General features: G+C 56.9%; 15 protein-coding genes. 10 read left to right on the forward strand and 5 right to left on the reverse strand.

The features are described from left to right. Positions 1 to 262: 262 nt before the first annotated feature. The 4 genes from G392_RS0103450 to G392_RS14300 all read left to right on the forward strand — a co-directional run bounded on the left by G392_RS0103450 (position 263) and on the right by G392_RS14300 (position 4,318). The gene (locus G392_RS0103450) at positions 263 to 1,267 is read left to right on the forward strand and encodes a peptidoglycan DD-metalloendopeptidase family protein (protein ID WP_245571913.1); all 1,005 of its coding nucleotides are present in this window, start codon (positions 263 to 265) and stop codon (positions 1,265 to 1,267) included. A 92-nt stretch (positions 1,268 to 1,359) separates the two neighbouring features. Beyond that, positions 1,360 to 2,220: a hypothetical protein gene (locus tag G392_RS0103455; RefSeq protein ID WP_027009098.1), complete on the forward strand. Its 861-nt coding sequence runs from the start codon at positions 1,360 to 1,362 to the stop codon at positions 2,218 to 2,220. A gap of 414 nt (positions 2,221 to 2,634) precedes the next feature. Beyond that, the gene (locus tag G392_RS0103465; protein WP_027009099.1) at positions 2,635 to 3,951 is read left to right on the forward strand and encodes a DEAD/DEAH box helicase; all 1,317 of its coding nucleotides are present in this window, start codon (positions 2,635 to 2,637) and stop codon (positions 3,949 to 3,951) included. A 244-nt stretch (positions 3,952 to 4,195) separates the two neighbouring features. Continuing rightward, the gene (locus G392_RS14300; protein WP_281168318.1) at positions 4,196 to 4,318 is read left to right on the forward strand and encodes a hypothetical protein; all 123 of its coding nucleotides are present in this window, start codon (positions 4,196 to 4,198) and stop codon (positions 4,316 to 4,318) included. A gap of 56 nt (positions 4,319 to 4,374) precedes the next feature. Here the strand turns inward: G392_RS14300 and iscX are convergent, their stop codons facing one another. The 5 genes from iscX to G392_RS0103500 all read right to left on the reverse strand — a co-directional run bounded on the left by iscX (position 4,375) and on the right by G392_RS0103500 (position 7,999). Beyond that, complete coding sequence (gene iscX, locus G392_RS0103475) at positions 4,375 to 4,572, reverse strand: Fe-S cluster assembly protein IscX (protein WP_027009100.1); 198 nt, start codon at positions 4,570 to 4,572, stop codon at positions 4,375 to 4,377. A 79-nt stretch (positions 4,573 to 4,651) separates the two neighbouring features. After that, complete coding sequence (locus G392_RS0103480) at positions 4,652 to 5,035, reverse strand: ClpXP protease specificity-enhancing factor (protein ID WP_027009101.1); 384 nt, start codon at positions 5,033 to 5,035, stop codon at positions 4,652 to 4,654. 9 nt (positions 5,036 to 5,044) lie between these two features. Then, the gene (locus G392_RS0103485; protein WP_027009102.1) at positions 5,045 to 5,650 is read right to left on the reverse strand and encodes a glutathione S-transferase N-terminal domain-containing protein; all 606 of its coding nucleotides are present in this window, start codon (positions 5,648 to 5,650) and stop codon (positions 5,045 to 5,047) included. Positions 5,651 to 5,908: 258 nt separating this feature from the next. Next, positions 5,909 to 6,757 (reverse strand): prolipoprotein diacylglyceryl transferase, encoded by an 849-nt coding sequence (gene lgt / locus G392_RS0103495; protein WP_027009103.1) that lies wholly within the window; start codon positions 6,755 to 6,757, stop codon positions 5,909 to 5,911. A 15-nt stretch (positions 6,758 to 6,772) separates the two neighbouring features. Then, positions 6,773 to 7,999: a D-alanyl-D-alanine carboxypeptidase family protein gene (locus tag G392_RS0103500; RefSeq protein WP_027009104.1), complete on the reverse strand. Its 1,227-nt coding sequence runs from the start codon at positions 7,997 to 7,999 to the stop codon at positions 6,773 to 6,775. A gap of 334 nt (positions 8,000 to 8,333) precedes the next feature. Here G392_RS0103500 and ilvA point away from each other — a divergent pair, with 334 nt between their 5' ends. From ilvA to G392_RS0103535, 6 genes are all read left to right on the forward strand, one after another. Beyond that, positions 8,334 to 9,869 carry a threonine ammonia-lyase, biosynthetic gene (ilvA, locus tag G392_RS0103510; RefSeq protein ID WP_027009106.1) on the forward strand — a complete coding sequence of 512 codons (1,536 nt, stop codon included), beginning with the start codon at positions 8,334 to 8,336 and terminating at the stop codon, positions 9,867 to 9,869. A 198-nt stretch (positions 9,870 to 10,067) separates the two neighbouring features. Beyond that, positions 10,068 to 10,499: a nucleoside-diphosphate kinase gene (gene ndk / locus G392_RS0103515; protein WP_027009107.1), complete on the forward strand. Its 432-nt coding sequence runs from the start codon at positions 10,068 to 10,070 to the stop codon at positions 10,497 to 10,499. A gap of 77 nt (positions 10,500 to 10,576) precedes the next feature. Next, positions 10,577 to 11,377 carry a transporter substrate-binding domain-containing protein gene (locus tag G392_RS0103520; protein WP_156900784.1) on the forward strand — a complete coding sequence of 267 codons (801 nt, stop codon included), beginning with the start codon at positions 10,577 to 10,579 and terminating at the stop codon, positions 11,375 to 11,377. Between the two features lie 234 nt (positions 11,378 to 11,611). After that, positions 11,612 to 12,709, forward strand: a complete 1,098-nt coding sequence (gene rlmN, locus G392_RS0103525) for a dual-specificity RNA methyltransferase RlmN (protein WP_027009109.1) — start codon at positions 11,612 to 11,614, stop codon at positions 12,707 to 12,709. 10 nt (positions 12,710 to 12,719) lie between these two features. Beyond that, positions 12,720 to 13,529 (forward strand): type IV pilus biogenesis/stability protein PilW, encoded by an 810-nt coding sequence (pilW, locus tag G392_RS0103530; RefSeq protein WP_051255549.1) that lies wholly within the window; start codon positions 12,720 to 12,722, stop codon positions 13,527 to 13,529. Next, on the forward strand, positions 13,522 to 14,397 hold the full coding sequence (locus tag G392_RS0103535; RefSeq protein ID WP_051255550.1) for a helix-turn-helix domain-containing protein: 876 nt from the start codon (positions 13,522 to 13,524) through the stop codon (positions 14,395 to 14,397). Before pilW ends, G392_RS0103535 begins: the two co-directional genes overlap by 8 nt. Positions 14,398 to 14,402 lie beyond the last annotated feature (5 nt).

Below are 14,402 nucleotides of genomic sequence, written 5' to 3' on the forward strand. Positions count from 1 at the left end.
AAAACACGCAGTATAAAGGATATGCCGTGTGCGGACAAATGCCCCGACCGGCGGCATGCGGTGCGGCAAAGGCATAGCAAACTTGAGAAAAGCCCGAAGTTTGATTATGATGGCGCCTGATTGTTTTTGTTTCAACCCACAGGGCAGCACATCAAGCACGGTTCCATGCTCCGCCCCGATTCGGACGGGCCGGCGCCCCACCCGAACAAAAGCTGATTTTACCGCCGCCAAAGGCGGGGTTTCAAACCGAAAAGGAATTTTGATGAAGGCAGAACACAATATGATTTCCAACCAACTTTCCCGCGTCATGACGCTGACTGCCGCTCTGTTGTTGAGCGCGTGTGCCGCACAGCACCAAGCGCCCGCACCGGTGGTGGCAGGCGGTACGGCGGTCGGCGGCGCGGCGTATGCGCCCTATGCGGCTGCCGAATACGCGCCCGCAACAAACTACGCGCCCGCCGTTACGGGGGCGAACCCCTACGGTGCCGCGCCCTATGTGCCGGCGGCCACCGCACCGGCAGCCGCCGTGTACAGCCCCACCGCCGCGCCCCTGCCGCACGTTCCGGGCTTGAGCGGCGTCAACAGCGTCGGGCAGACGGTGGGCAATGTCAACGGCCGTTACATCGGCAACTACGCGCCTGTCAATCCCAATGCGTCCACCCACCGCGTCAGCGCGGGCGACACCGTGTACAACATCGCCAAACGCTACAACATCACGCAGGACAATCTGCGCGCTTGGAACAATCTGTACGACAACACCATCAGCATCGGTCAAACCCTGCGCGTGAAAGCGCCGGGCAGCAAGGCTGCTGCCGTGCCGTCCAAGCCCGCGCCTGCGGTGAATCCCGTTTATTCGCCCCTGCCGATGACGAAAAAATCGTCTGTGCCGAACATTCCGTCCGCGCAAATCGTGTGGACGGCACCGACTGCCGGCACGATTGTGCGTTCGTTCGGCGGCGACAACAAGGGCGTGGACATCAGTGGCATGCGCGGTCAGCCGGTGGTGGCGGCGGCAGACGGTCAGGTGGTGTACAGCGGCTCTAACCTGCGCGGCTACGGCAATCTGATTATCCTGCAACACAACGCCGTGTATTTGACCGCCTACGGGCATAACGAAGCCTTGTTGGTGCGCGAAGGGCAGTTTGTGCGGCGCGGCCAGCAAATCGCCCGCATGGGCAGCAGCGACTCCAGCAGTGGCGTCAAGCTGCATTTTGAAGTGCGCGAAAACGGCAACCCCGTCAATCCGAGCCGCTTCGTCAAATTCTAAACACACCGCAAACGCACGGTCAATGCGCGTTCCGCGTTCGCACGGAGGGCGCATTGACCGTTTTTGATTTTTTTTTCGGGAAGACTGTTGCCATGATTATCGTCATGTGTCCGGACGCGGAAGACGCCGACATCGCCCGCGTGGTGGCGCTTATCCGCGACAAAGGTTTGCGCGAACACATTTCGCGGGGCGAAGAATGTACCATTGTCGGCGCGGTGGGCGATGAGCGCGTGTTCGACACCGCGCAAATGGAGCGTTTGCCCAAAGTGCAAAAAGCCATCCGCATCGTTCACGATTGGCGTTTGGTCAGCCGCGAAGCACAGCCCGCCGACACGGTTTTGACCGTGCGCGGTGTCCGTTTCGGCGGCGGCGGCACGGTGCGCGTGTGTGCCGACGCCGATGCTTGCGCCGACGATGCGCCCGCCGTCTGCCTCGACCCGTTCGCCCCGTCCGCACGCCCCTACGATGCCGAACCCGACTGCCCCGCGCCGCACGCGCTGCGCCGTCAAATCGAACGTTGCCGCCAAGCCGGCAAAGTCGTGTGGGTACGCATCCGCGACAGCCGCCACATCGACATCGCCCTGAACGCTTGGGCAGACGTGTTGTGCTTGGGCGGCGAACTGGCGGAAAACCGCAGCCTGTTGCACGAATTGGGCAGCTTGAACACCCCCGTTGTCGTGTACAAACACAGCCACCACACCGTGCGCGATTGGCTGGTGGCTGCCGAACACGTGGTGATGCGCGGCAACCGTCATGTATTGTTGGGCGAAGCGGGGACGTTCGGCTGGCACGGCGAACCGTTGCGCTTGGACACCGATGCGCTGGTGAAAGCCAAAAAACTCTGCCACCTGCCTGTGGTTGCCGACCTTTCGCGCTTGGCGCACCGCTACATGGACACCGGCACGCTGCAAGCACTGGCGCGGGCGGCGGGCGCGGACGTGCTGGTGTATTAAGGCGTGTCATCAATTGACCGAGAAACCACTGCACCGTCATTCCCGCGCCGGCGGGCAGCCAAAACCAAGGCAAACCAATCTTGATAAATCTTGCCCGCAGGTCATCGGACGTGCGCTGATTTTCATTGGAAAAATTTAAATGGTGATGCGCCCGAGTCGTGCGGTGCTTGACCCGATGCCGCAAAATGTTTAGAATGAGTGCCTACTTTGAAGCCATCGACTCCGACCTTTATCGCCCGCGATATTCCGTTTTGTGTTTTACAAACACGTCCCGTTGCAGGTTGCCGCCGATGTAACCTTCCGGCAGTTTTCCTGTCGGCGACAACGCTTGTCCCCACATTGACACCCCAAGCTTCTAGGGCTGCCTGATAAAGACGATTCAGGCAGAAAGTTGTTGTTTTCTTTAGGACGAAAATGTCAATTAAATTCAGCGAACTCCATCTCGACCCTGCCATTCTCGGCGCACTGGTCGCCGCCGGTTACGACACCCCCACCCCCGTGCAGGCGCAAGCCGTTCCCGCCGCCCTGCGCGGTGCCGACATCATGGCTTCCGCACAAACCGGCTCCGGCAAAACCGCCGCCTTCCTGCTGCCCGCCCTGCAAAAACTGATGCGCCGCAGCGACAAACCGGGCAAAGGCCCGCGCGTTTTGGTGCTGACCCCCACCCGCGAACTGGCGGCGCAAGTGGAAAAAAACGCACAGATTTACGCCAAAAACCTGCGCTGGCTGCGCAGCGTTACACTGGTGGGCGGCGCGTCTTTCGGACACCAAATCAAATCCTTAAACCGTCCGATTGACATTATTGTCGCCACGCCCGGCCGCCTGATGGACCACATGCGTTCCGGCCGCATGGATTTTGACCGTTTGGAAATGCTGGTGCTGGACGAAGCCGACCGCATGTTGGACATGGGCTTTATCGATGATATTGAAACCATTGTCGCCGCCACCCCCGCCAGCCGTCAAACCTTATTGTTTTCCGCCACTTGGGACGGCGCAGTCGGCAAACTCGCCCGCAAACTCACCAAAAATCCCGAAGTGATTGACATCGAGCGCGTGGACGAACAGGGCAAAATTGAAGAGCAACTGCTTTATTGCGATGACAAAAACCACAAAAACCGCCTGCTTGACCACATTTTGCGCGATGCCAACATCAACCAATGCGTGATTTTCACCGCCACCAAAGCCATGACCGAAATCATTGCCGATGAGTTGTACGAAAAAGGCTTTGCCGCCAACTGTTTGCACGGCGACATGCCGCAAGGTTGGCGCAACCGCACGCTCACCGACCTGCGGCGCGGGCGTTGCAAAATTCTGGTGGCGACCGATGTGGCGGCGCGCGGCATTGACGTGCCGACCATCACCCACGTCATCAATTACGACCTGCCCAAACAGGCGGAAGATTACGTCCACCGTATCGGCCGCACGGGACGGGCGGGGCGCACCGGTTTGGCGATTTCCTTTGCCGAAGTGAACGAATACATGGCGGTGCATAAAATCGAGCGTTACATCGAGCGCAAGCTGCCTGAAATGACCATCGAGGGCATGGAACCCACCCGCAAACGCAGCAAAACCACACGCAGTGGCAAAGGGCGGGGCAAAGGCAGTTGGGGCGCGAAAAGCGGCGAACGCTGGAGCGCGAAAAAACCGGCACGGCGCGAAGGCGGCGGCTGGCGCAAAGAAAGCGGCGCGAAAAAAGACGGTTTCCGCAGCGAGCGGCGCGGCGGACGTTAAGCATTCCCCCACCCTAGGGCGTGTCATCAATTAAATTTTCACTGAAAATCAGTGAAATATAAAAATACGCCGTCATTCCCGCGCAGGTGGGAATCCACTGCCTGATGCTTGTTGTTTTGGATTTCCGTCTGCGCGGGAATGACGGTACAGTATTTTGTCGGTCAATCGATGGTGCGCCCTAATTCCCCGCTTGCGGGGGAAGAAATGATATGTATTTCAAAAATCTCAAGAAAGGAAAAACAAAATGTTCAAAAACACTTTCCTGATTGCCCTTGCCGCGCTCGCACTGGCGGGCTGCGATGCCAAAGATGCCTGTTTGGACGCGGGCGGCAGCTACAACGAAGCCTCCAAAGTCTGCGAAAAATAAGGAAAAAACGCGCCCCGAATCGAAATATTCGGGGCGCGTGTTGCTTGGAGCGTGTCTTACTCCGCTTCGTCAATCCAAGCCTGCTGCACCGCTTCCAAGATTTTTTCACCGCAACGGGCGGGGTCATCGTCAAAGTCGGGCAGGGCGAGAATCAAATCGCGCAATTGGGTAAAGCGCACGGTTTTCGGGTCGATGGCATCGCCGTGCGTGTCGTACAACGCTTCGGCGATTTGGCGCGAATCGGTCCACTTCATCATCAAAATCCTTGTTTGTTGGCGTGAAAAGGGCGATTTTAACAAAATTTGCGCTTGGCAAACAGCCGTAACGGCATCATCATTTCACCAGTCGCAGCACTTTCTTTTTCGGCGCGGCTTCGGTTTCGGGCGGTTGCCACGCTTCCACCTCAAAACCCATGCCCTCGCCGGTTTCTTTGGCGAAAATCCCCTGCACATGCCCCACCGGCACCCACACTTCCTGCGATTCGCCGTGAAAACGCGCATGGAAACTAATCCACTCGTTGTCCATCTGCAAATCTTTGGTGGCCGCCGCGCTGATGCTCAACACAATCTGATTATCCTGCACAAACTGCATCGGCACGCGCGTATGCTCGTTCACCCACACCGCGATGTAGGGCGTGTAGCCGTTGTCTTCGCACCACTGCCACAGCGCACGCAGCAGATAAGGCTTGGTGGACGGCGATTTTTGTTGTTCCGACATGGTAACTCCTTAACGGCGCATGGCTTTTTCGGCGGGCGTGAGCGCATCGATAAAGGCTTGGCGTTGGAAAATACGCTCGGCGGATTTCAAAATCGGCGCGGCGTTTTTGCCCAATTTGATGTCGTAGTGGTCCAAACGCCACAGCAGGGGCGCAAGCGCCACGTCAATCATGGAAAAATCGTCGCCCAACACGTATTTGTTTTTGGCGAAAGCGGGCGCAATCATGGTCAGACCGTTGGCAACGGCTTCGCGGGCTTTGCTTTGCTCTTTGACGGTGGCGGCGGGGTCTTCCAGTGTTTGCACATGCACGAACAATTCTTTTTCCAAACGGTGCAGCACCAAACGCCCGCGCCCGCGCATCACGGGGTCGCCCGGCATCAGTTGCGGGTGCGGGAAACGCTCGTCAATGTATTCGTTGATGATGTTGGATTCAAACAAAATCAAATCGCGCTCCACCAGCACCGGCACTTGGTTGTAAGGATTCATGTGAACAAGGTCTTCGGGCTTGTTGAATACGTCCACGTCTTTGATTTCAAAGTCCATGCCTTTTTCAAACAGGACGAAACGGCAACGGTGGCTGAACGGGCAGGTGATGCCGGAATACAGGGTCATCATGGTTGTGGTTCCTACGGGTGAAGTTGTTTGAAAAACAAGGGGAAATGATAGCAAAATCGGGGTGTTTTTTCTAGGATTCGGCTGTATGGCGTTGATTTTGATGAAAAGAAAGACGCGCTTGCTGCTTTGCGGCGGCAAGCGCGGTTGGGGGGGGGCGGGGGCGTGTTATCAATTGACTGAAAAACCTTGGCACCGTTATTCCCGTCTGCGCGGGCATGACGGCGTATTTTTATGGGAAAGTTTAAATGATGGCACGCCCTAACGGTAATGTTTGCCGCAGATGACGAACAGCAGCACGCCGCCGACAATCATCGGCACGCTCAACCATTGCCCCATCGACAAGCCCGCGCCGAGCAAGCCCAAATGCTCGTCAGGCTGCCGCGCAAATTCGGCGATGAAGCGGAACACGCCGTATCCTGCCAAAAACAATGCCGAAATTTGTCCGGTCGGGCGCGTTTTTTTGGAAAACCACCACAGCAGTGCAAACAGGCACAAGCCTTCCAATGCAAACTGGTAAAGCTGCGAAGGGTGGCGCGGCAGCATGCCGAATTGCGCGTACCAAGCCGCGTATTGGGCGTTGGCGGCGGCGAGCATTTGGTCGGCGTGCGCCGCCTGCGGAAAACCCGTTGCCCAAAAACGGGCGGGGTCGGTAACGCGCCCCCACAGTTCGCCGTTGATAAAATTGCCGATGCGCCCTGATGCCAAACCGAGCGGCACAAGCGGCGCGACAAAATCCAACAGTTTCACAAACGGAATGTGCCGTTTTTTCGCAAACAGCAGCACCGCCAGCAACACGCCCAAAAAGCCGCCGTGAAACGACATGCCGCCTTCCCAAATTTTCAGAATGGACACAGGGTCGGCAAGATAGGCATCGCGCTGGTAAAACAGTACATAACCCAAACGCCCGCCCAAAATCACCCCGACCACGCCCCAAGTGAGCAAATCGTCAAGCTGGGAAACGGTAACGGGGGCAAGGGTTTGGCGGATGCGCCTGCGCCCCAACCAGATAAACAGGGCAAAACCCAAAATATAGCTTAAGGCATACCAACGGATGGCAAGCGGGCCGAGCGCAACGGCGACAGGGTCAAACTGCGGATGGACAAACATAATGCAAAATCCTGTTTAATCGGAAAAAATATCTCTAAACCACAACACGATGCCGTCCCACAAACGACCGAAAAAACCCGCTTCGGACACATCGTTTAAGGCAACCACTTTCTTTTCCGCCAGCACTTTGTCGCCGTCCATGAATTTCAAAATGCCCATTTCGCCGCCCTTGCGAATCGGCGCGAGGACGGGTTGGCGGGTTTCCAACACGGGTTTGATGCGTTCGGCGTTTTCATGCGGCAGGGTGATGTACACATTGTCCAAAAAACCCACCGGCAATTCTTTGTCCGCGCCTTTGTACACTTTTACCCGCGCCACGCTCTGTCCTGCCTGATACATTTGCGGGGTGTCGAAGTTTTGCAGGGCGTGGTTGAGCAGTTTGCTGCTTTCGGTGGCGCGGGCTTCCTCGCTCGCCGTTCCCACCACCACCGACACCACGCGGCGGCCGTTGCGTTTGCTGGAGGCAATCAGGTTGTAGCCCGCGCTGGCGGTATGACCGGTTTTCAAGCCGTCCACGCTGGGGTCGCGGTAGAGCAGCAGATTGCGGTTGGGCTGGGTGATGCCGTTGTAGGCAAATGATTTGATGCCGTAAATCGGGTAATACTGCGGATAGTCGCGGATAATCGCCGATGCCAGCAGCACCAAGTCGTTTACGGTGGTGAGGTGTGCTTTGCCGGGCAGTCCGGTGCTGTTTTCAAAACGGGTTTGCATCATGCCCAAACGTTTGGCTTCTTCGTTCATTTGTTTGACGAAAGCTTCTTCGCTGCCCCCGAGCGTTTCCGCCAGCGTGATGGCGGCATCGTTGCCCGACTGCACAATCAGCCCTTTAATCAGGTCGCTGACGCTGACGGGCTTTTTCGGCTCCAAAAACATGCGCGAGCCTTCTGCTTTCCATGCTTTTTCCGATACTTTCAGCATTTGGTCGGGCTTGAGTTTGCCGTTTTCCAAGGCTTTGAAGGTAAGGTAGGCGGTCATCAGCTTGGTGAGCGAAGCAGGCTCAATGGCTTTATCGGGATTTTTGGCGGCGATAATCTGGTTGCTCTGCAAATCTTTGACCACATAAGCGGCGGCGGCGATTTCGGGCAGCGCGGTCAGATTGGTGGTGAGCGGTGCGGCGGTTGGCGCTTCGGAAGCGGCAGAAGCGGCAGCTTCAACGGGCGCGGAAGCGTTTTTTTGGGCGGCAGACACCGGCACACACGCCAACGCCGCGCCGATGCCCAACAGCAGAAAAAGGGTTTTCATCAAAATTCCTTTTCGGTTTGAAAACCCGCCGTTTACGGCGGTAAAATGGCTTTTTATTCGGTCGGGGGCGTAAGCCCGTCCGAATCGGGGTAACGCATGGGGCTGTGCTTTATGTGCAGCTCTGTGAGTTGAAACACAATACGGGTTCGGCACGCGGCACAACCCCATGCCCGCACGCGGCGGGCAACAAGCAGCAGATTATAACCCGACACGCCGCCGTTTCCCAATTCCGCGCCGCGCCTTGTTGCGTTCCGCGCCACAAACGCGGCGGCGGACAAGGCTTGCATTCGGCGGGCGCAGGCGTTAAGGTTACGGCTTTTTTGGTCAATTGCCCATGTCTGCCCAATTGTTAAGCCACGCCGATTACCTGACCCGCATCGTTACCGCCGCCGTTTACGACGTTGCCAAAGAAACCCCTTTGGAACGCGCCGCCAACCTTTCCCGCCGTCTGAACAACCACATCCACCTCAAACGCGAAGACCTGCAGCCCGTGTTTTCCTTCAAAATCCGTGGCGCATACAACAAAATGGCCAAGCTGCCTGAAAGCGCGTTGGCAAAAGGCGTGATTGCCGCCAGCGCGGGCAACCACGCGCAAGGCGTGGCGATGTCGGCGAAAAAACTCGGCTGCCGCGCCACCATCGTCATGCCCGAAACCACCCCGCAAATCAAAATCGACGCCGTACACGCGCTCGGTGCGGAAGTGGTGCTGGCGGGCGTGTCCTACAACGATGCCTACGACCACGCCATGAAACTGGTCGCCCAAAGCGGTCAAACCTATATTCCCCCGTTTGACGACCCCGATGTGATTGCCGGACAAGGCACGGTGGGCATGGAAATCGTGCGCCAACACCCCAAGCCCATCGATGCCGTGTTTGTGCCGGTCGGCGGCGGCGGGCTGGCGGCGGGCGTGGCGGCGTTTGTCAAACAGGTGCGTCCCGAAATCAAAATCTTCGGCGTGCAAAGCGAAGACTCCTGTGCCATGAAGCAGTCGATTGACGGCAAAGAAATCAAAACCCTGACCGATGTCGGGCTGTTTGCGGACGGCACGGCGGTAAAACGGGTGGGCGAGGAAACCTTCCGCCTGTGCCGAGAATTGCTGGACGGCATCATCACGGTGGACACCGATGCCGTGTGCGGCGCACTCAAAGACATTTTTGACGACACCCGCAGCATTTGCGAACCTTCGGGCGCATTGGCATTGGCGGGTTTGAAAAAATATGTTGCCGAACACGGCTGCAAAAACCACACCCTGATTGCCGTGTGCAGTGGCGCCAACATGAATTTCCACCGCTTGCGCCACGTTTCCGAACGCAGCGAGCTGGGCGAGGGCAACGAAGCGATTTTTGCCGTGTCCATTCCCGAAAAGCCGGGCAGCTTCCGCAATTTCGTCAATGTGCTGGGCGAGCGCAACATCACCGAGTTCAACTACCGCTACGGCGATGACAAGCACGCGCATATTTTTGTCGGCATTCAAACATCGGGCAGCGAAGACAATCTGACCATTCATCAGGAATTGCAAGAGGCGGGCTTGCCCAACACCGATTTGAGCCATGACGAAATGGCAAAAGTGCATGTGCGCTACATGGTGGGCGGACGCACCCACAAAGTCGCCCGCGAACGGGTCATCAGTTTTCAGTTTCCCGAGCGTCCGGGCGCGTTGGCGCGTTTTCTCGGGCATATGCAGGAGCGTTGGAACATCACCCTGTTCCATTACCGCAATCACGGCGCGGACTACGGGCGGGTGCTGGTGGGGATTGACGTGCCGCCGCAGGACGATGCCGCTTTTGACGCGTTTTTGCAGGGCTTGGGCTATGCAAACGAGGAGCAAACCGGCAATGATGCCTACCGCCTGTTTCTCGGTGCGCCTTAATCGGGCGCAATTGTTGCCCAAACCACACAACGCGCCCGCGCCCACTATTTAAACCGTGCAAAACTTGATAGAATACCGCCGTTTTCCCTTGCTGCGGAAAACGGCGGGCATTTTCTGCCCGTGTGTTTTATGGGGCTGCGCGTTTGCCCGTGCGGTTCTGTGAATTGAGACAAACAAGTAACATCTGAAGGAAAGCAAATGGCCATCGAACGTACCATTTCCATCATCAAACCCGACGCGGTCGGCAAAAACGTTATCGGCAAAATCTACAGCCGTTTTGAAGAAAAAGGCTTGAAAATCGTTGCCGCGAAAATGAAGCACCTTTCCCGCGCCGAAGCCGAAGGCTTTTACGCCGTCCACAAAGAACGCCCGTTTTTTAAAGATTTGGTGGATTTCATGGTGAGCGGGCCGGTGATGATTCAGGTGCTGGAAGGCGAAAACGCCGTTGCCGCCAACCGCGAAATCATGGGCGCGACCAATCCCAAAGACGCCGCCGCCGGCACCATCCGCGCCGATTTTTCCGAATCGATTGACGAAAACGCCGTACACGGCTCCGACAGCGCCGAAAACGCCGCGATTGAAATCGCCTATTTCTTCGCCGCCACCGAGCTTTGCCCGCGCACACGCTGATTGTTGCGTGCCTCCTGCCGTTTGCACTGCGGTTTTGCCGTGCAAACGGCACGGTTTCCGCCAAAAAACCAAAAGGAATGATGATGAAAGCATGGCTCTCGTCTCTGTTGTGTGCCGTCATCTTGTCGGCATGCGGCGGTAAAACCGCCGAAAAAAGCAGTGCCGCCGCATCGCCCGCCGCCCCCGCCCAAACGCAAAAGGCGTACCGCGTAACCACCGAAATGCTGAACATTCCTTTGGTGATTCGCAACGGTCGGGACATCGGCGGATTTGAGTTGGAACTGCTGCAGGCGATTGCCGAACGGCAAAACATCACCTTGGATTTTGCCAAGCTGCATACTTGGCAGGGCATTTTCGACACTTTGGACAAAGACGAAGCAGACATTGTCGCCGGTGCGGTAACCTATTCCAAGGAGCGTGCCGAGCGCATGGAAATGACCTTGCCGCATTTTGAATACGAATTTGCCATGCTGGCGAACAAACAGGCGGCAGGCGCGCGCGGTTTTGCCGATTTGCGCGGCAAAAACGTCTCGCTCAAACGCGATTCCATCGCCGAAACGCTGATTCCGATGTTTGGTGCGGCGGGCGAAAGCAACATCATCCGCACCACCACCACATGGGAAGCAATTAAAGAAGTATTGGCGGGAAAAGCCGCTTCCGCCACCGGCAGCAGCGCGGTGATGTACTACTATGCCAAGCAATACAAAAACCAACACCCCGATTTGTTTGTGCTGACCGACCCGTCCCTGCCCAAACGCCATTATGTGTTTGCGGTGAAAAAGGGCAATACCGAACTGGTGCGGATACTGAACGAAGGCTTGGCGAAAGTCCGTGCGGACGGCACTTACGACATGCTGTACAGAAAATATTGGCATTAGGGTGTGTCATCAATTATATAAATCAGCATAATACAAAAACGCCGTCATTCCCGCGCAGGCGGGAATCCACTGCCTGATGTTTGTGAAGCGATGTTTTATCAATGCTTTTTGAAATTTGTTTTGGCTTCCCGCCTGCGCGGGAATGACGGTTCGGTCAATTGATGACACGCCCGAGTCCCACCCCGATTTTGACGGAATGCCCCGATGCCGTATTCCGTTTGTGTAATGAACCCGATGAATAAAACCAATCTGCTCGACTACGACCTGCCCGCGCTCACCGACCATTTCGCGCAAATGGGCGAAAAACCGTTCCGCGCCCGCCAAGTGATGCGCTGGATACATCAGGGCGGCGCGTCCGATTTTGATGCGATGACCGACTTGGCAAAATCCCTGCGCGCCAAACTGCAACAACGCGCCGAAGTGGGCATACCCGCGCTGATGGCGGCGCAAGCCTCCAAAGACGGCACGCGCAAATGGCTGCTCGATGTCGGCACGGGCAACGGCGTGGAAACCGTGTTTATCCCCGAAAGCGAGCGCGGCACGCTGTGCATTTCCTCGCAAGTGGGCTGCGCTTTGGAATGCACGTTTTGCTCTACGGGGCGGCAGGGCTTCAACCGCAATTTGTCCGCCGCCGAAATCATCGGTCAATTGTGGTGGGCAAACAAAGCGTTGGGCGTTACCCCGAAAAACGAGCGCGTGATTTCCAATGTGGTGATGATGGGCATGGGCGAGCCGCTTGCCAATTACGACAACGTGGTTACCGCGCTGTCCGTTATGCTGGACGACCACGGCTACGGCTTGAGCCGCCGCCGCGTTACCGTGTCCACTTCCGGCATGATTCCGCAAATGGACAGGCTCAAAGACGATATGCCGGTGGCTTTGGCGGTGTCGCTGCACGCCTCCAACGATGCCGTGCGCGATGAAATCGTGCCGCTCAACAAAAAATATCCGCTCAAAGAACTGATGGCTGCCTGCCAACGCTATTTGGCAAAAGCCCCGCGCGATTTCGTTACCTTTGAATATGTGATGCTGGACGGCGTGAACGACCGCCTGCAACACGCCCGCGAATTGGTGGCGCTGGTGAAAGATACGCCGTGCAAATTCAATCTGATACCGTTTAATCCTTTCCCCAATTCCGGTTATGCCCGCTCCAAGCGCGAGCAAATCCACGCGTTCCGCGACATTTTGGCGGAAGCGGGTTTGGTAACCACCGTCCGCAAAACGCGCGGCGATGATATTGATGCGGCTTGCGGGCAGTTGGCAGGGCAGGTGAAAGACAAAACCAAACGTCAGGCAAAATGGCAGCAGATTTATTTGGCGCAACAACCATAACCGAAAAGGAATGTTGATGAATTTCCGATTTTTGCAAACGGTGCTGCCGTTGGCGGGCGCATTGGCGCTGGCAGGCTGCGTAACCGAAGGCACGGGCGCGAATTTGACCAAATTCAAGCCTTTGTCTTCCCAGCAGCGCACCGCCGATGCCGCCCGCATCAAAACCCAACTGGCAATCGAATACATGAACACGGGCGACTACCGCGCCGCCACCGCGTCAATAGAAGAAGCCCTGAAAAACGACCGCAAATACGATATGGCATGGCTGACCCGCGCCCAGATTTTCCAATATCTGAAGGTGTATGAAAAAGCGGAAGCCAGCTTCAAGGAAGCCTTGAAACTCAGCCCTGCGGGTGCGGAAATCAACAACAACTACGGCTGGTTTTTGTGCAGCGTCCGCAACAACCCTGTGGCGGCGTTGCCATATTTCGACAAGGCACTGGCAGACCCGACTTATCCTGCACCCGAAGTGGCGAACCTGAACAAGGGCATTTGCAATGCCAAGCTGCACAAATACGATGAGGCGGAAGGCTTTTTCGAGCGTGCCTTGGGCATCAATCCCGATTTTGTCGCGGTGCTCAAAGAGCGTGCCCGCCTGTGGCTGGAGCGCGGCAACATCAAAGAAGCAGACCGTTTTTTCCGGCAATACCAAAGCCGTGTGGACGTGTTGGGTGCCGATGATTTGCTGCTGGGCTGGCGCATTGCCCGTGCCGAAGAAGACACGCACAAAGCCTATGAATACGAAGCGACTTTGCGCGAACATTATCCTTATTCCCATGAATTGAACACCATTATCAAAGGAGGCGGCAATCATGAATAATCAGCATATTCCCTTTACGCCTGCCGGTGCGGAGGCCACTGCCGAGTTGGGACGCGCACTGCGTGCGTTGCGCGAACAGAAAAATTTGACGGTGGGTGATGTTGCCGAGCGTTTGAAACTGCCGGTGCGCCACATTGAGGCTTTGGAAAACGGTTTGTACGAGAGTTTGCCCGAGCCGATTTACATTCGCGGCTTTTTGCTGACTTACGGGCGTTTTCTCGACATGGACGAGGGGGAATTGGCGCGGGGGCTGGTGTCGGTCGCGCCGCCGCAATCCTACCGCCGCGATGGTGCGGTGTCGGGTTTGAATTATGCCAATACGCCGATTAAAAAAGGCTTTCCCAAGTGGATTTTCTTTGTGCTGGCGGGCGCGTGCGTTGCGGCTGCGGTGTATATGTGGCAACACAAGTCCAACAGCGAAAATGAAAAACAGGAAAGCGTGTCCACCATTCCCACTGCGCCTGCTGCGCCGTCTGCTGAAAATTTGAATGCGGCGAATGTGGTGGTCAAGCCCATGCACGAAGCGGCATCGGACGGTGCGTCTGCGGTGCTGTCTGACGGTGCGTCTGCCGCTTCCGCGCCCGCCGCCACGGCATCGTCATCGGGCGAATTGGTCATTACCACGCGCTACCGTACCATGCTCACCGTAACCAACGCGCAAGGCAAGGTGTTAATCAACAAAATCGTGCCTGCCAACGGCGAACACCGCTTCAAGGACGGTGCGCCTTTTGAGGTGCGTATGGGCTATGCCACCGGTGCGACCGCCGAGTTTAACGGCGAGAAAATCGATTTGGAAACCAAGCGTACCGATGGCAAGTCGGTGGCGTTTACCACAGGCGGGGCGGCAGCCGCTTCCGCCGCACAGTGAACGGG

Source organism: Conchiformibius kuhniae DSM 17694 (assembly GCF_000428785.1).
Lineage (GTDB): Bacteria > Pseudomonadota > Gammaproteobacteria > Burkholderiales > Neisseriaceae > Conchiformibius > Conchiformibius kuhniae.

What these genes read in the sequence shown, in the direction of transcription:
- G392_RS0103480 (WP_027009101.1), bottom strand. Translation starts at nt 5,035, where the DNA reads ATGTCGGAACAACAAAAATCGCCGTCCACCAAGCCTTATCTGCTGCGT.
- ndk (WP_027009107.1), top strand. Translation starts at nt 10,068, where the DNA reads ATGGCCATCGAACGTACCATTTCCATCATCAAACCCGACGCGGTCGGC.
- iscX (WP_027009100.1), bottom strand. Translation starts at nt 4,572, where the DNA reads ATGAAGTGGACCGATTCGCGCCAAATCGCCGAAGCGTTGTACGACACG.
- G392_RS0103455 (WP_027009098.1), top strand. Translation starts at nt 1,360, where the DNA reads ATGATTATCGTCATGTGTCCGGACGCGGAAGACGCCGACATCGCCCGC.
- G392_RS0103500 (WP_027009104.1), bottom strand. Translation starts at nt 7,999, where the DNA reads ATGAAAACCCTTTTTCTGCTGTTGGGCATCGGCGCGGCGTTGGCGTGT.
- G392_RS0103485 (WP_027009102.1), bottom strand. Translation starts at nt 5,650, where the DNA reads ATGATGACCCTGTATTCCGGCATCACCTGCCCGTTCAGCCACCGTTGC.
- G392_RS0103535 (WP_051255550.1), top strand. Translation starts at nt 13,522, where the DNA reads ATGAATAATCAGCATATTCCCTTTACGCCTGCCGGTGCGGAGGCCACT.
- pilW (WP_051255549.1), top strand. Translation starts at nt 12,720, where the DNA reads ATGTTGATGAATTTCCGATTTTTGCAAACGGTGCTGCCGTTGGCGGGC.
- lgt (WP_027009103.1), bottom strand. Translation starts at nt 6,757, where the DNA reads ATGTTTGTCCATCCGCAGTTTGACCCTGTCGCCGTTGCGCTCGGCCCG.
- G392_RS0103450 (WP_245571913.1), top strand. Translation starts at nt 263, where the DNA reads ATGAAGGCAGAACACAATATGATTTCCAACCAACTTTCCCGCGTCATG.
- G392_RS0103465 (WP_027009099.1), top strand. Translation starts at nt 2,635, where the DNA reads ATGTCAATTAAATTCAGCGAACTCCATCTCGACCCTGCCATTCTCGGC.
- G392_RS14300 (WP_281168318.1), top strand. Translation starts at nt 4,196, where the DNA reads ATGTTCAAAAACACTTTCCTGATTGCCCTTGCCGCGCTCGCACTGGCG.
- G392_RS0103520 (WP_156900784.1), top strand. Translation starts at nt 10,577, where the DNA reads ATGATGATGAAAGCATGGCTCTCGTCTCTGTTGTGTGCCGTCATCTTG.
- rlmN (WP_027009109.1), top strand. Translation starts at nt 11,612, where the DNA reads ATGAATAAAACCAATCTGCTCGACTACGACCTGCCCGCGCTCACCGAC.
- ilvA (WP_027009106.1), top strand. Translation starts at nt 8,334, where the DNA reads ATGTCTGCCCAATTGTTAAGCCACGCCGATTACCTGACCCGCATCGTT.